The 16,349-nt window shown below is 36.5% G+C and carries 16 protein-coding genes and 1 tRNA gene; 8 read left to right on the forward strand and 9 right to left on the reverse strand.

Features of this window, described 5'->3' with window-relative positions; genetic code table 11:
* Nucleotides 1–120: 120 nt before the first annotated feature.
* Nucleotides 121–603, reverse strand: coding sequence for a CreA family protein (locus C0W29_RS18670; protein WP_045042961.1), 483 nt, complete (start codon nt 601–603; stop codon nt 121–123).
* A gap of 386 nt (nt 604–989) precedes the next feature.
* Between C0W29_RS18670 and C0W29_RS18675 the strand changes: the two genes are divergently transcribed.
* Nucleotides 990–1,325 carry a hypothetical protein gene (locus C0W29_RS18675; RefSeq protein ID WP_036791360.1) on the forward strand — a complete coding sequence of 112 codons (336 nt, stop codon included), beginning with the start codon at nt 990–992 and terminating at the stop codon, nt 1,323–1,325.
* 88 nt (nt 1,326–1,413) lie between these two features.
* Here C0W29_RS18675 and C0W29_RS21875 read toward each other — a convergent pair whose 3' ends face one another.
* The 6 genes from C0W29_RS21875 to C0W29_RS18700 all read right to left on the reverse strand — a co-directional run bounded on the left by C0W29_RS21875 (nt 1,414) and on the right by C0W29_RS18700 (nt 5,698).
* Nucleotides 1,414–1,914, reverse strand: a complete 501-nt coding sequence (locus tag C0W29_RS21875; RefSeq protein ID WP_235869050.1) for a hypothetical protein — start codon at nt 1,912–1,914, stop codon at nt 1,414–1,416.
* A gap of 119 nt (nt 1,915–2,033) precedes the next feature.
* A complete protein-coding gene (locus C0W29_RS21880; RefSeq protein WP_235869051.1) occupies nt 2,034–2,510 on the reverse strand; it encodes a hypothetical protein in 477 nt (158 codons plus the stop codon).
* Between the two features lie 142 nt (nt 2,511–2,652).
* Entirely contained in the window at nt 2,653–2,958 is a 306-nt protein-coding gene (locus tag C0W29_RS18685) for a DUF1289 domain-containing protein (protein WP_045043003.1), read from the reverse strand.
* A 124-nt stretch (nt 2,959–3,082) separates the two neighbouring features.
* Nucleotides 3,083–3,622: a GNAT family N-acetyltransferase gene (locus C0W29_RS18690; protein ID WP_036791352.1), complete on the reverse strand. Its 540-nt coding sequence runs from the start codon at nt 3,620–3,622 to the stop codon at nt 3,083–3,085.
* Nucleotides 3,623–3,779: 157 nt separating this feature from the next.
* On the reverse strand, nt 3,780–4,250 hold the full coding sequence (locus C0W29_RS18695; RefSeq protein WP_045042962.1) for an SRPBCC family protein: 471 nt from the start codon (nt 4,248–4,250) through the stop codon (nt 3,780–3,782).
* 950 nt (nt 4,251–5,200) lie between these two features.
* Nucleotides 5,201–5,698: a hypothetical protein gene (locus tag C0W29_RS18700; protein ID WP_107174203.1), complete on the reverse strand. Its 498-nt coding sequence runs from the start codon at nt 5,696–5,698 to the stop codon at nt 5,201–5,203.
* 208 nt (nt 5,699–5,906) lie between these two features.
* Here C0W29_RS18700 and C0W29_RS18705 point away from each other — a divergent pair, with 208 nt between their 5' ends.
* Nucleotides 5,907–6,389, forward strand: a complete 483-nt coding sequence (locus C0W29_RS18705) for a GreA/GreB family elongation factor (RefSeq protein ID WP_045042964.1) — start codon at nt 5,907–5,909, stop codon at nt 6,387–6,389.
* A gap of 12 nt (nt 6,390–6,401) precedes the next feature.
* Here the strand turns inward: C0W29_RS18705 and C0W29_RS18710 are convergent, their stop codons facing one another.
* Entirely contained in the window at nt 6,402–7,307 is a 906-nt protein-coding gene (locus C0W29_RS18710) for a LysR family transcriptional regulator (protein ID WP_045042965.1), read from the reverse strand.
* Between the two features lie 132 nt (nt 7,308–7,439).
* On the opposite strand from C0W29_RS18710, the gene C0W29_RS18715 reads away from it, so the two are divergent.
* The 6 genes from C0W29_RS18715 (at nt 7,440) to cspE (ending at nt 16,144) form a co-directional block, all read left to right on the forward strand.
* Complete coding sequence (locus C0W29_RS18715) at nt 7,440–10,277, forward strand: FAD-binding and (Fe-S)-binding domain-containing protein (RefSeq protein WP_045045598.1); 2,838 nt, start codon at nt 7,440–7,442, stop codon at nt 10,275–10,277.
* Between the two features lie 532 nt (nt 10,278–10,809).
* On the forward strand, nt 10,810–11,856 hold the full coding sequence (locus tag C0W29_RS18720) for an HlyD family secretion protein (RefSeq protein ID WP_045042966.1): 1,047 nt from the start codon (nt 10,810–10,812) through the stop codon (nt 11,854–11,856).
* A complete protein-coding gene (locus tag C0W29_RS18725) occupies nt 11,856–13,376 on the forward strand; it encodes a DHA2 family efflux MFS transporter permease subunit (RefSeq protein WP_045042967.1) in 1,521 nt (506 codons plus the stop codon). The genes C0W29_RS18720 and C0W29_RS18725 overlap by 1 nt, the downstream gene beginning before the upstream one ends.
* Before the next feature lie 231 nt (nt 13,377–13,607).
* Nucleotides 13,608–13,698: transfer RNA gene (locus C0W29_RS18730), tRNA-Ser, on the forward strand.
* 507 nt (nt 13,699–14,205) lie between these two features.
* A complete protein-coding gene (locus tag C0W29_RS18735) occupies nt 14,206–15,609 on the forward strand; it encodes a radical SAM protein (protein WP_052671710.1) in 1,404 nt (467 codons plus the stop codon).
* Between the two features lie 322 nt (nt 15,610–15,931).
* A complete protein-coding gene (gene cspE / locus C0W29_RS18740) occupies nt 15,932–16,144 on the forward strand; it encodes a transcription antiterminator/RNA stability regulator CspE (RefSeq protein WP_036791338.1) in 213 nt (70 codons plus the stop codon).
* Nucleotides 16,145–16,152: 8 nt separating this feature from the next.
* On the opposite strand, the gene C0W29_RS21790 is transcribed toward cspE, so the two are convergent.
* The coding region (locus C0W29_RS21790; RefSeq protein WP_208019747.1) for a hypothetical protein at nt 16,153–16,349 on the reverse strand (197 nt) is incomplete at its 5' end.

A 16,349-nucleotide genomic window follows, 5' to 3' on the forward strand; every position in this document is an offset into this window, starting at 1 on the left:
TTTAATCGGTTAGTTATTATTGATTATTAGTATTTAAAATAAAGCGAGTAGAAAATTGCTGTATTTAGTAGGTTTAAGCCTCTTTGCTTTAATGACAGTAAAGAGGCTTTTTATTATTGATTATTGAGTTTCAATATGAGCAGGTGCAACATATGCTTTCGTTCCCCATAAAGGAACGGTCGATAAACTGTGTTTATAACTGCCAGTTGTCGTTTTCGTTGAATAAGAGAGGTACATTAATGTTTCTGATTTTGGATCATAAATTCGGCGTATTTTCATTGTCTTAAAGAATATACTTTTAGATTTCTTAAATACTACTTCGCCTGATTTTGATTTATCAATTTGAGCAATCATTTCTGGGGTTATTTCACCAGTTTGACGACATGATATTGAGGAGTCAGAAGGATCCGCCAGACTTAAGTCAGCTTCAATGCTTGCTATATGACAAGTAACGCCTGGTACTAAAGGATCGACTAATGTATTTAGTTTAATATCTTTAGTTGTAAACATACCTAAAGAAACATCTCCAACTTCATTATCTGAACAGCCACTCAGTGTTAATGCAATAGCGATGGAACTGGCAATTAATAAATTTTTCTTCATATAAACTCCCTGTTAAATGACAATATCACTTAAAATTAAAAATTATTGTTTGTTATTATTACGCTAAGTTATACGCGAAACTGGGATAATTTTCATCATACTCTTTCAAGTATGATGTTTATCAGTAAAGATTGATGGTCAAGAGCCGTTTTTTAAAAATAAATATCACATAATTTTAAAAGAATAAATTTAATTGTAACTTATTGAAAATAAAGTATTTATATGTTTTTAATTTCATTTTTCTAGACGTCAAATATCTATGAAAAAATAATTTTTATTAAAAATGTGCTTTTCAAGAGCCAGAATAACACATAGGATAAATGTAACAGCAATGTTATTATAATAATTATCAACGGATGATTATTACTGATTATGAGGAGGATATGATGTCAAATATTCTTGCGTTTCCAGTAAAAGAACAGCTTCGAGAGCGTACGCCGTTAGAATTAATTGTTGAACAAGAATTGTTGGATTTAGGTGCTGATAGCTACATGATTGATGTTGTTATTGAACGAATGGAAAAGTTTTTAGCGTTGGCTTCGTTTGAGTTTGATTTGAAAATGAAAGTGTCTAAAAACTGTTTAGATGAAATGAATCAAAGTGTATTTCCTGTTATTTCTGATATGCAAGCGTCAATGCGCGAGACAATGAATGAAATGCTAACTGAGCGTGTGTTGCATGAAATTCGATTATATAATTTAGAAAGGCATGCTGTTAAATAATATATGTTTTTATTTTATGGTCTTATAGTAACCTGTGTAAGTTATGAAAATGCCGCTGTTTAATGTTTATTATTACAGCGGCTTTTTATTAGTTCTTATTTCCTAATTGCCAAATTTTTTCTGCGCGACTGCCTATTCCCCAAAAGCTTAAGGCCAATATTGCGAAAAAGAGTGCTTTATGGAGTGTTCCCCAAAAAAATTCAAAATAACGGCTATATAAACATAATAATAAAAAGATGATTCCAAACGCTCTTATTAGAGGATTACTATTTTTAATACCATAGAAAATAGCGCTTAAAGTGACTAACATCATTGCAACACTCCAGCCCCATAACTCAATTTGTTTGATGTGTGACCATGCACTTAAACTGTCATAATTACCAAAAATAGTCAGCATCCATAATGCGTTAAAGAAATACATTAATCCGATAAAGAGCGTTGCTTCGTGAAGAAATAATAGCCGTGAATTGTATTTTAAGCTGGCACTGAGGCCAATAATAAGGGCGCCAACAATTGCAAATCGTAATGGAATATTCATACCCCAGAAAAGATAGTGATCCTGAGCAAGGTAAGAAGTTTCAGTTAACACCCACAAGCCCACACCGAGCAAAGCAAATAGCCACACTAAGACAGAACGTAATTGAATACCTATAACGAGATAAATAGCGGTAGGAATAAGTATAAAAACGCTTTCACGCCAATGAAGTGCTAGTGTGGTATAGCGGTAGGAATAAGTATAAAAACGCTTTCACGCCAATGAAGTGCTAGTGTGGTATGGCTTAAAAAACCACTAGCAACTGCCGTTATCAGTACCCCGAAAAAGAACATTGCCTCATTACTAACCGTTTTTTCTGGGTAATGTTGTCGACGTTTGACGCCTAAGACAAATAATAGTCCGGCAATTATTGTGCTAGTGATTGTTAGCACACTCGCTGGCGTATTAATAAGGCGTGAGATCAGTGCGATTAAATAATCATCAGCGACTAATAAGATCACCGACAGAATAAAACAAGCAATGGCGATCCAGAATGAATAGACTGCGAGTAGTTTCCAGTCAAAACTGATGATCTGGTAGCTTTGACGTAATTGCTGTGCTTGTTGATTATCAATCAGCTGCTGTTGTTGCCATTGAGCAATAGTATCGTTAAGAAGCTGCCCCTGACGTTTATTAACTTTTATATCCATGTGTGTTCCAGATAACATCGAGCGCATACGTGCTTTGTATTATCTTATTGTAGGGTCAAATAGTCGAAGTGGTAATTGTAACTGATTGGTATGATATTGGTAGCGTAAAAGTTATTTGTGGAATAATGCTAAAGATAAAACATTATATTGTCGGCATTGATGATAAACATTGTCGACACAGACAGGCACTCGATGATCCTGCTAATGTTTGGCGTGGCTCAATATCAAAACACCAGCATGTAGATTTTCCCTCGCTAATATCACATTGTGCAGGCTGCTGGCATTGCGGACATTGGTGGGTTGCATTAATCGCTTTAATGTCAGCCATTATCGCCAGTTGTTGTTGTTCTGGATAGGCTATCCAGTGGCTGATTTCTGTCATTGTACGCCAGCAGCCACTGCAAATTCCTGCGTTATTTTTACATTTAGCGACACACGGTGATTTCACATTAATACCTATTAGCAAGTTTAGTAAAGTAGCAAACATGCTAACGATTAATAGTGATAAATGCTACTTTTGCTATTGCTGTTATGCATAAGATTACGCTTGATTATTATACCGCAGCTAAAGCTTATGAAGCTGCTTTGTTGAGTAATTCATAAATCACAATATTGTCTTGTGATAAGTAATGGCTTGGAACTGCTAAAGTCGTGACATTCTTCATGCCAATTTTAAGCATGACATTTTCAGGGCCGGATACTGTTTTTAAATGTCGACCGTAAAGATGCTGTAAATGGAGCTTATTAAAGCCGAATTCTTTAATGCGTTCGACTGCTTCAGTACAATAACCGTTACCCCAAAATGGTACGCCAATCCAGTACCCCAGTTGAGCACTATTTTGATTAATGTTTTCTAATCCAGCACAACCGACAAGTTGATGGTTACTTTTTAGAGTAATTGCGAAGATAGCAGATTGATGGCTGTACCAACCAGCTAAGTGCTTACCTATCCATTTTCCAGCCATCCCATCAGAATATGGATGTGGAACACTTATAGTGCCGTTCGCAATATCAGCATTACCTGCCAATTGTTGTATTTTAGTCGCATCAGATAATTCTAAAGGACGGAGAATTAAGCGCTCTGTTGTTAACAGAGGTTGAATTGTATTCATTTAATGTACTCACAACATAGCTAGATGTGACTATTAATCAATAAATTCGTGTTAATTTATAGTGCTACGATCAATTATTGGATAAGTAATACTATTAAATAGTGAAATTTGTGGAGTAGCGCTTAATTATCAGTACTGTATGGATCATTGTCTTAACCTAAGGATCTTGAGGCGCTACTTGATTGAGGTAGTGGGGATTTGTCTCGCTAAAATGAATTAATTTAATCAATGCAAGCTTAATAAAGCGATAGATATGTTGTTTGATCAACCACCCTGTACCAATAAATTTGGGCGAGAAGGTCATGTGGTAGAGGATTTTCGTTTGATCAGCATTAATGCTAATAAATTTTATCCAACTACCGTGTTCTTCTACTGGAGCACCCGTAATTATTTTATAATGAAGATGTTCATTTTCCTTGAAATCAATAATTTGCTCCTGATAAACAAAAAAACCATTATTTACTTCACGTATCGCGCCTATACCATTGCTATGTGGTTTACCTGTACGTAACAAGATATAGCGAGCATTAAAGAATCGATGTAGTTGTTCATGATCTGAAAGTAATGCAAACAATACCTTTTTGGGTGCATTAGCTGTAAGTTCGATGGTGATACTGTGTATCGTCATAGTTTTGTCCTAAATCTAAAACTTTTCGCACTGTTAAGCATAGATGCTAAAGAGATATTTGCATGATTATAATGACTATAAAACAATACTAAAAAAGGTGTAGTAGGGTTATTTTTAGTAAAGACGTTAAAATTAGCTGTATTTTAGAAAGAAAAATCAGAGAATAATAAAATAAAAACAAATCCTTTTTTTCTTATTTAGCAATGCGTTAGCTATTGTATTGCTAACTAATTACTAAAATAAAGATATATTTCACAAAAAAAACACTAAGAGTAGTTGTCAAAAAGCAAAAACATATTTATATTGATTGTGTTGATATAGATCGTTAGGTGAAAAGTATTAAAAAAATTAGAAAGTATTAGCTTATATTCTTTCCTAAATTACCCCGCCACGAAACCTTATCAAAGTTATATTTATCTACAACGGAACTAGTTTACAGAAGCCGTTGTCTTAAATAGATATATAAAAAGATGTTGTTCATAATAATTCAATTAAGATGTCATCTTAATGTCATATATTATTGGTTAAGTAGAACACGAATAGTCGAGTAAGAACGGTATTAATATATAGTGATATCAACCTTGCTCATTGGGAAATAAATGAGAGGTTTATAATGAAAACACGTAGTCGCAGACAGTGGTTTTACCATAAAAATCAAACAACTAAAGTAGTTAAAGCTTAAGTTGTTTTAGAAAAACATTTCTTTGTAGGTGATAAAGAAATGAATACACTTAATTATCCTCTAATTAGGTGTTTGTTGAAGATTGTTTTATAGCAAAAATCAACCGCCAAAGTGGCCAGAAATATATTCCTATTATTGTAAAATTTCTGGCTAACTTATAACTCCTTTTCGCTTTATTTCTTATTTTTAATTCTCTTGGTTAAAAAAGCAATCGTTTACCTTAGTATTGAGTTTCTTGTTATTAATAATGATTATTCACTATTTTTCATTATCTATATAAAGATCCACCAATAGTAATGTCGTTAGGAATTGTAGTAAGAGCCATATTGCCAATATAAATATTCCCATCAACAACAAGTTTATTGGGTAGGGTACGAATCTGACTATTTTGGAGTAATAAATCTCCTTTTACATATAAGTTATCGGGTAGTTTTTTGAGTTTAGTATGAGCAACACTGAGATCGCCATGTACTTGTAAACCAAAATTAAGTTGTTTGATTTTAGAGTAAGCCAGATTGATATAACCATCAACCTTTAGCGCTAATGGTAAATATTCAATGTCACTATAGGCTAAATTAAGATTGCCTTTAACCGTTAGACTTAGCGGCAACATATTGATACGGCTATTTTCAAGATTAAGATTGCCATCAACCACAAGGGGATCGGGTAAGCGAATATTGCCACTATATTTCAATGAAATGTTGCCATAACTATCTTGATAATTAAGTAAATGGGTAGGAGTCAACGCTAAAGCGGGTTGGGTCATAATTAATAAGTAGATTAAACATAATCTTTGTTTAAGAATGTTCATATTGATAGATATAGCCACTTTAATAATGAATTAAGCTCTATATCGGATGATATGGAAATTCCTTTAGTTTTCGATTGACGGTTGTTGTGTAATTGTTTGTTGTTTTTTTTATGTTTCTATTCAATGTATAATCAGCGCCCATTTGGCTATAGGTTGATCGTTAATGAACAAACAAGTATTACTTGAGCGTATTCAGGCACAGTTAGAGCAGACATTACAAATAGCAACTGAAGCTGCAATGCGAGCTTATAATACCGCTACTGATGATGAGAACGTGGCTGAAAATAAGTATGATACCTTTGCTTTAGAAGCGTCTTATCTTGCCCATGGTCAAGCTCAGCGAGTTGCAGAATGTAAAGCTGATATTAGTGCTTATCAACATTTATTAGCAGCCATGCCCATTCAGAAAGATACCGTTGTTGTTGGTCATTTAGTGTCTTTAGAAGATCATAATGGCAACTTGAAGCTGGTCTTTTTAGGTCCGGCTGCTGGCGGATTAAAGTTTACTGTTGATGGACTCGATGTCATTATTGTTACGCCGACCTCGCCATTTGGTGAAGCATTGCTAGGGCGTGAAATTGATGAAGAAGTCGATGTTCATATTGGTGATAATGTCGTATGGTTTGATGTGGTCAGTATTGAATAGTGAAATAAGAGCTTACTTAAATTGATCTTGGTGGCGCTGATAATAATAATACAAGTGCTCAATAAATAACTTCACTTTGGTGGGTTGTTGTTTGGTATAAGGATATACCGCATAAATACCTAATGATTTAGCGACATAAGTGGGTAGTACTTCGATTAACGCACCTTGAGCTAAATCTTGGGAAACTAATATTTTAGGGACGTAAACTAAGCCTTGGCCATGTAATGCTGCCCCCCGCAGTGCTGAGGCGTTGTTGGTTGTAAAATTGCCATGAACATGAATGGTATGTGTGCCGAATTTATCGTTGACGAGCCAAGCATTAGCCCCTGTTTCTTGATAGCTATAGCCAAGGCAGTTATGGCTACCTAATTGTTCCGTATCAAGAGGTGTACCATGTTTGGCGAGATAGCTTGGTGCACCACATATAACCCAACGAGCTTCAACTAATTGCCGCGCAATAAAGCTCGAGTCAGGCATAGCACCAGTACGAATAGCTAAATCAAATCCCTCTTGAACTAAATCAACAAACCGATTATCTAGATCCATTTCAATGTGAATATCGGGATATTTCTCACTAAAAGCGGCAATCGCCTCTGGCAGAATAAGTGCACCAGAGATAGTGGGAACTGTTAGGCGAATACTACCCGTTAAACTTTCACCTAAACCACTCATCGCGTCATTGGCATTTTGAACCGCGTTATACACTTCTCTTGCATGGTGATAAAACACTTCGCCAGCTTCTGTAAGCGTTAATTTGCGAGTGGTTCGATAAATGAGTTGTACTCCTAATGCTTTTTCTAAGCCGGTTATGCGTTTACTGACGACGGATTTAGTTAGGCCGATATGCTCTGCCGCTTTACAGAATGATCCTGTTTCGATCAGATGATAGAACAGTAATAAATTTTTAGTGGTTTGCATTAGTATAGTTTTTGCAACACAGATGTGAATTAATCAATATATATCAACTATACCTATAGCAGTAAAATTATTCATCCTTTATTAAAATGTTAAGCATAATGCCTATGCTTAAAAAGATTACATGGAGCAATGATGCAGCCTGCTTATATGGATTTGATAGAGCAATTACGTCAGCAAATTGATGAAAAAAGAATTATTACCGATCCGACTTTAACCTTGGCTTACGGTACTGATGCGAGTTTTTACCGTTTGTTACCGCAATTAGTTCTACAGCTGGATACACTTGACGAAGTTATTTTTGCAATTAAAACGTGTTATGAACGTCAAATTCCAGTTACTTTTCGCGCAGCTGGTACGAGCCTTTCTGGTCAAGCACAATCCGATTCTGTCTTAATTACATTAACGCGGCGTTGGCGTGATTATAAGGTGCTTAATGATGGTGCTCAAATTTGGTTACAACCCGGCATTATTGGAGCGGAAGCAAACACGATTCTAGCGCCATTCGGACGTAAAATTGGTCCCGATCCTGGTTCTATCAATAGTTGTAAAATTGGTGGTATTGTCGCTAATAATGCGTCAGGTATGTGTTGCGGTACTTCTCAAAATAGCTATCGAACTATTGCAGGTATGACAGTGGTGTTAGCTGATGGTACTTTGCTTAACACACTCGATATTGACAGTGTTGCTGCATTTAAAAAAACGCATGCGAAGATGATTTCAGAGTTGATGCTGTTGGTGAGTGAGTGCCAAGGGAACCGTGTATTAGCAGATAAGATCCGCCATAAATATCGTTTAAAGAATACCACGGGTTACAGTTTAAATTCATTGGTGGATTTTGATGATCCTATCGATGTTCTACAACACCTATTCATTGGATCTGAAGGGACATTAGGCTTTATTGCCGATGTAACTTATAACACTGTAATTAATCATGCCTTTAAAGCATCAGGACTGTTTGTTTTTGCTGATATAGAACAAACATGTTTAGCGGTAAGCCAATTAAGTAAAACCCGCGTCGCTGCGGTGGAATTAATGGATAGCCGCTCGTTAGCATCCGTTGCGGAAAAAGCAGGCATGCCTGCTTTTATTGCGCAATTAGGAGCAGCTGGCAATACGGAAGCAGCGGTGTTATTAATTGAAATTCATGCTGAAGACGAACACGATTTAGGGCGTCAAGCAGAAGGGTTACAACAAATTATTAATGTGTTTGCACCGATTGAGCAAGTGAACTTTAGTCGAGATGCTACCGTTTGCGATCAATTATGGGGAATACGAAAAGAGCTCTTCCCTGCGGTGGGTGCAGTACGTGAAAGTGGTACTACCGTTATTATTGAAGATGTTGCATTTCCGATTGAGCAATTAGCGCCAGCAGTACGCGATCTACAAACATTATTTACTCAATTTAACTATACTGAAGCGATTATTTTTGGTCATGCTTTAGCGGGTAATTTGCATTTTGTCTTTACTCAAGCATTTGATACTCAGCTTGAAATAGAGCGTTATAGTGCATTTATGGATGCGGTTGCGCAGCTTGTGGCAGTTGATTACCAAGGTTCGTTAAAAGCAGAGCATGGTACTGGTCGCAATATGGCACCATTTATTGAACTTGAGTGGGGTCATGACGGTTATCTGCTTATGCTTGCGATTAAAGGTATTTTTGATACTCGAGGTATATTAAACCCAGGTGTCATTATCAATGCAGATAAACACGCTCATATTAAAAACTTGAAAGCAATGCCAGTGGCCGATGAGCTTATTGATAAATGTGTCGAATGTGGTTTTTGTGAGCCAGTGTGTCCATCGCGTAATTTATCGTTAACCCCACGTCAACGTAACACTGTCTTCCGTGAAATATCTCGCTTGCGCCGTAGTAATGAAGATCCTGCTCGTCTCGCTTCGATGGAAAAAACCTACCGTTACTATGGATTAGATACTTGTGCTGCGACAGGTCTTTGTGCTGAACGTTGTCCTGTTGGTATTAATACCGGTGATTTAGTGCGTAAGTTACGTCAAAATCATACGGAAAAAGCCAAGAAAATAGCCTCGTGGACAGGAGAGCATTTTGCAACGGTTACCGCTTCTGCAAAAGCGGGATTAACCGTTGCGAGTAAAATGCATAATGTCTTGGGTACGAATAGAATGCGCAAGCTAACACAAAAAGCTTACCAACTTTCAGGGCATAAAATACCGCAATGGACACCACATATGCCATTGCCTGCTGCAAAAATAATAGCGCCAGTTATTAATGGTATAACAAAAGAGCGGGTGGTGTATTTTCCGAGTTGTTCTGCTCGAAATATGGGCGTCGAGGCACAAGCACAAGATAAGCGCTCATTGGCTGAAGTGACGATTTCTTTACTTGAAAAAGCAGGGTATGAGGTGTTGTTACCTGCAAATTTAAATAACCTTTGTTGTGGTATGCCTTATACCAGTAAAGGGTTTCCTGAAACGGCTCAAGTAAAGGCACAGCAACTTGAGCAAGCATTATGGTTATCCTCTCAGCAAGGGCACTATCCAATATTGATGGATACCAGTCCATGTGCGAGCACGAGTAAGCAACATTTACGTAAAGAGCTTACTATTTACGAACCGTTTAAATTTGTTGCTGATTTTGTATTGCCAAGATTGGATATTACTCCCCAACAGGCTCCAGTGATGTTACATATTACCTGTACATCACGACGTCAGGGGTTGGCAGCCGTTATTGAACGAGTCACAAAATCTTGTGCACAACATGTGATTATCCCTGATGACATTACCTGTTGTGGGTTTGCTGGTGATAAAGGATTTACTAAACCTGAACTTAACGCGAGTGCGTTAGCGCCGTTAAAATCCCAAGTACCAGAAAATTGTAGTGAAGGTTATTCTAATAGTCGCACTTGTGAGATTGGTTTATCAGAGCATAGTGGCATTGAATATCGTTCAATATTATATTTAGTAGATAAAGTGAGCCATCGACATAATGGCTAATGGCTAATTTGACTAAAGAATAGGTGTTTTTATTTTTGCAAAGCCCCATATATAAAGGGGGCTTTGGTGTTTATATATGCTTGGATAGTGTTGTTACATATAAAAATTATATTTATATGTAAGATGGCTAACAGAGTTTTGATATTTAAGTCAAATCTAAAAGTGATTATTAAGTTTCTATATTTAAAGTAAAAGAATAAAAAGAACTAAACTTATCTAATCATTGCTATATTAGTGAGAGAAAATTGCTAAATTAATGCTTTTACTCTAATTCGTATAGCTAAGACTTCAAAAGAAGTGATCATTCGGTATGTTTGTGCAGCACATCACAAATTTATAAGCTTGAAAGCCTTGGATTGCAGGCTTATTATTTCCACGCTTTAGTTGTTGTACTTATGTTTATAACAATACAGTTGCACTGTTATTAATGTGTACATGTATTAATTATGAGAAGGCAAACACTTTTTAGCCAAAATAATCCCTATCACCTAGACTCAAATTTAGCTAACTATTAGCTAAATAGGATAAATTCATGGCAACGACAGATACGGCTCAAATAGAACCGTCAAATCCAGAAAAAAAATCAAATCATTTTCGTAATTTCATCATTTTTGCTGTTATTGCTGCTGGTTTAGGTACCGCAGGATATTTTTATACTCGCCATCAAAAATTATACCCAAGTACCGATGATGCTTATATTCATGCCAACATTCTGTATGTTGCACCACAAATTAGTGGCAAGGTACTCAGTGTTAATGTTGAAAATTATCAACATGTCGCTGAAGGGGATTTACTCGTTAAGATTGATCCTGCACCTTATGAAATTCAGTTAGAACAAGCTAAAGCGGCTTATGAAGTTGCAAGTCAGCAAAATAAAGCAACCGATGATGCTATTCTAGCGGCGAGTGCCAATGTGCGTGCTGCTGACGCTAACCTTGTTGATGTTCAAAAAACATATCATCGAGTAATGGATTTAGTGAATCGTAAATTATTGCCTTTACAACAAGGTGATGATGTAAAAGCTAAGCTAGCAAGCGCTCAAACTACCCTTGAAGCGGCACGTGCAAAAATGTCGCAATTGATTAATCAACAAGGTGCTAAAGGCGACGAGGCTCCTCAGGTTAAGCAAGCGGCCGCGGCATTAAGCCAAGCAACATTAAATCTATCGTATACGAATATTTACGCGCCATATGATGGTGAACTAGGTAAAGTCAGTGTTCGCCCTGGTAGTGTTGTATCTCCAGGTCTGGCGATGATGCCATTAATTGAAGATAACACCGCATGGTTACAAGCAAACTATAAAGAGAAAGATATCGGCTTATTGAAAGTAGGTATGACAGCTAAGGTCGTTTTAGATATGTATCCTGATGTGACTTATCAAGCTAAAGTTGAAGCTCTTTCTCCTGCAAGTGGTTCGTCTTTCTCGTTATTACCACCTGAAAATGCAACAGGTAACTGGGTAAAAGTACCTCAACGTTTCCCTGTGCGTGTTAAATTTACAGATTTGAAAGGTAAGCCATTACTTCGTGTTGGTGCGAGTGCTGACGTTACTATTGATACACAATCAGAGACTAACTAATGAGTCAGTCAGTAACTCCAGCTAACCGCACATGGATCACCTTAGCCGTTATGTTATCAGCAATTATGGTATTGCTGGATATGACGATTGCCAACGTTGCACTGCCGCATATGATGGGAGCACTAGGGGTTACATCTGAGCAGGTGACCTGGGTACTTACTTCTTATTCGATGGCTGAAGCTATCTGTATCCCACTTGCGAGTTATTTTGCGCTTAAATTTGGTGTGCGACGGTTATTAATCGTATCTGTGGTCGGTTTTATTATCACTTCTGCCTTGTGTGGTCAGGCTGATAGTCTTGCTGAAATGGTTACTTTTCGAATCATGCAAGGTGCTTTTGGTGCGTCAGTTATTCCACTGGCACAGTCAACAATGGTACAGATTTACCCTGCTAATGAGCGTGGTAAAGCAATGGCATTATTCAGTGTCGGTATTCTACTTGGACCGATTTTAGGTCCAACGGTTGGTGGTATTATCACTGAGAATATGGATTGGCGTTGGATTTTTTATGTCAACGTACCGGTAGGTGCTTTGTGTCTTACTTTGGTTTATCTGTTTGTTAAGATCGATGGCAAAGGTGAATCAAAATTAGATTGGCCGTTAGTTATCGGTATGACAGTGGGTATTGGCCTATTACAAATGGTGCTTGATAGAGGTAATGAAGAAGGATGGTTTGAGTCTAACTTTATTCTATTTTCATTAATTATCAGTGCTATTGCCTGGGTATTCTTTATTGTGCGTTCATGGCGTACAAAAGGGGATATCGCACCAATGTGGCTATTAAAAGATCGAAATCTTGCTGTATCATGTTTGATCATGGCCGGCTTTTCGATGGGGCTTTTTGGTATAACACAGCTACAGCCGATGATGTTGGAGCAATTATTACATTATCCAGTAGAAACGACAGGATTTGTAATGGCACCGCGAGGATTAACATCAGCGATTGTGTTGCTAGTGATGGCACAATATATGGATCGATTAGATCCAAGAATGCTGGTGGCGGTTGGACTTGGATTTAGTATCTTTGGTACCTATCTAATGATGCTTTATTCAATGGAGATTAATTTATATTGGGTACTAATACCGTCAATCATTCAAGGAATGGGGATGGGATTAGTTTTTGCTCCGTTAAGTCAAATGGCATATCGTACTCTAGAGGCCAAATATGCGGTTGGTGGTGCGGTGATGTATAACCTTTGTCGTACCATTGGTAGTTCATTTGGTATCTCAATTGTAAATACTTACTTTAGTCGTACCCAGCAGCGCGAGTGGCATGCGTTAGGAGCTGATATAACGGCGACTAATCCAATATTGCAGCAGCAGGCAATGCAGCATCATACTACAGTCACTGATCCTCATTTTATCGCTCAAGTGAGTGCATTATTGCATCAGCAATCGACGCTATTAGCATTTGTGTATACATTTGGCTTCTTAATGTTTTCTTATGTTGCCTTATTGCCTTTACTAGCTTTGTATAAGTTTAAGAAGAAAGCGCCATCCGCAACGGTAGGCTTTCATTAGAGATGATTAGTAGTATTGCGGATCAGAAATAAATAAAGGTAGAGTATTCTACCTTTTTTATTATTCAGCTATTAGTACCGTCTTGTTGGTTACTTTATTAGCATTAACTTGATTGCTAACTATACGTTATTGTTGTTATGTTTCCTTTTTGATTAAAAATATATCTGTCAGTGATGTTAGATTCTATTTTATCTTTACAGGCTTATGAGTGCTGGTTATTATAGTTGCTATGGAGAGATGGCTGAGTGGTTGAAAGCACCGGTCTTGAAAACCGGCATACGTTTATAGCGTATCTAGGGTTCAAATCCCTATCTCTCCGCCACTTTTGAAGCCTCGTCTTATATGACGGGGCTTTTTTGTAAGTTCTATTTATTTCATTCCTATCGTTAAATTATTTTTTATCATTATTATCTATTTTAAATATTTTGTAGATGTTGTGTCATTATTGTAAATTAAATGAATAACAATTATCTAGAAGGTGTTTTTTGGCTCAAAATTTATTGATAACAAGAGTAAAAATACGCAATATATTTTTATCAATATTTAATTGAGCACATTATAAACACTGCTAAATTAAGCAGTTATTTTGATGGTAGCCAGTAATCGCTTCTATTTGTGGTGCGTAATAAAATACACTGAATTGTTAAATTGAAATGTTATTTATTTAACAGTTGGTTATGATGGTTTTTTTACATTAAATAAGGAAAAATTGATCTAGATATTGGTTTTTCTTCTGTGTCTTAATTTGAGTATTTTTTGGTTGAAGTTCTATATGAAGCAAGGTGGCAGACGATTATATTACGGGTAAATAATTAATAAGGATAATAAAATGGAACCCGTAATCAAAAACAAATATACAATTAGTCATACAGTGAATGCTTTATTATCTCCGCTTATTTCATCTCTAGTAAATAATCTTAGCCCTAAAGCTTTTGGTACATTATTTAAAACAGCCTCTAGATTTGCTGATGAAGAAAATAAGCCTGGCTTATTAGAAGCAGCACAAATGTGTTCAGAGGAAGATCCTCAAGTGTTAGGTTGGTTACGTGCATTAAAAAAACTATCACCAAATTGCCGAAAGAAATTGATTCAAAATTTAATTATTAATCATGGCGTACTAGGTGCAAAAGAAAGAGAGCAAAATAAAGAAAAATATGGAACCAATATTCCTTTCTTAGTGCTGCTGTCTCCAACTTATCAATGTAATCTTGAATGCGTTGGTTGTTATTCGATGCTTTATGGTAATGAGTATCATTTTACTAAAGATGAGATGTATAACATCCTTACCCAATTTTATAATTTAGGGGTTAGATTTTTTACTTTTACTGGCGGTGAACCTTTTGTATATAAATACATGTATGAGATCTTTGAGGACTTCAATGATTGTTATTTCATGATTTATACCAATGGTACGTTATTAAAAGAAAATAAAGTTAAAAAGCTCGCTGAGTTGGGTAATGTTGCAATTACTATCTCAATTGAAGGTGGTGAAGAATATACCGATTGGCGCCGCGGAGAAGGCGTCTTCCAAAAAACCTGTGAGACGCGAAAATTACTGAAACAGTATGGTGTTCTTACTGGTGCTTCATTGATGGCGACATCTGAAAATCATGCTGAGATTATGAGTGATGAGTTTTGGAACTTCTTGGTTGATGAAAATGTAGAGTATGTTTGGACATTCCAATATATGCCGACGGGAGCTGATGCTAACTTTGATTTGGTTCCTACACCTAAACAGCGATATGAACGTTTCCATAAACTTGAGGTAATGCGTAAAGGAGGCACATTTGCTTTCTTAGCTGATTTCTGGAACCACGGTTTCCTTGTTAACGGTTGTATGTCTGGTGGCTCTAATTATTTGCATATTAATGCTAAAGGTGGCGCAGAACCTTGCGTGTTTCAACCGTATGCGGCTGATAATGTACGCGATAAACCAATCATTGATATTCTTCGTTCTAAATTCTTTGAAGGATACAAGAAAGATATACCTTTCAATGATAACTTAATGCAACCTTGTCCTATTATCGATAATCCAGAAGAATTCCGTAAGCATATTCAAGATGTTGGGGCTGTACCTCAATATGAAGGTGCTGATGGGTATCTGAAGTTTGGCGATCAACTTGATAGCCTGGCTAAAGAATGGGAAAAATATGCGATTAAGATTTGGGATGAAGAAGGATACGGTGATCAATATACTGCTGAGCATAAATGTTACACCTGTGGCGGTAAGTGAGTGACTCATAATAAATAATGATTTGGTATTATGTCTATACGATGATATCAAATCATATTTTATTTTTTATAATGTTTTCATGTGGATATAATTATTTTTAATAAAAAACTTTACAGGTAATTCGTTTTATGTGACAATTTAGTCACTCTGTAGTTTAGAGTTATTAATTGAGTAATAAGTTAAAGAAAAACCCTTAGAAACATCTTCGTTATTGTTGTGTACACTAGTGTTTCCCTTCGCTTTGCATCATCATATTTAATAATTCAGGCTTCAGTTCATCGCATTTGCGATAATTTTAAAGAATTTATATAAGGGACACAAAATGTCTAACAAATCAACTGGTCTAGTAAAGTGGTTTAACGAAGAGAAAGGTTTTGGTTTTATTACTCAAGACAACGGCGGTGCTGACGTATTCGTTCACTTCCGTGCAATCGCTTCTGAAGGCTTCAAAACTCTTGCTGAAGGCCAGAAAGTGTCTTTTGAAGTAGAGCAAGGCCAAAAAGGTCTTCAAGCTGCAAACGTTGTAGCTCTATAATTTTATAGTTAATCTATAAAGTTAATATTGGCGTAAATAACTTTGTTATTTGCGCCTTTATAGTTTCTATTCCTCCAAACTCCAAACTCCAAACTCCAAACTCCAAACTCCAAACTCCAAACTCCAAACTCCAAACTCCAAACTCCAAACTCCAAACTCCAAACTCCAAACTCCAAACTCCAAACTCCAAACTCCAAACTCCAAA

It is taken from the genome of Photobacterium kishitanii, assembly GCF_003026355.1.
Taxonomy (GTDB): domain Bacteria; phylum Pseudomonadota; class Gammaproteobacteria; order Enterobacterales; family Vibrionaceae; genus Photobacterium; species Photobacterium kishitanii.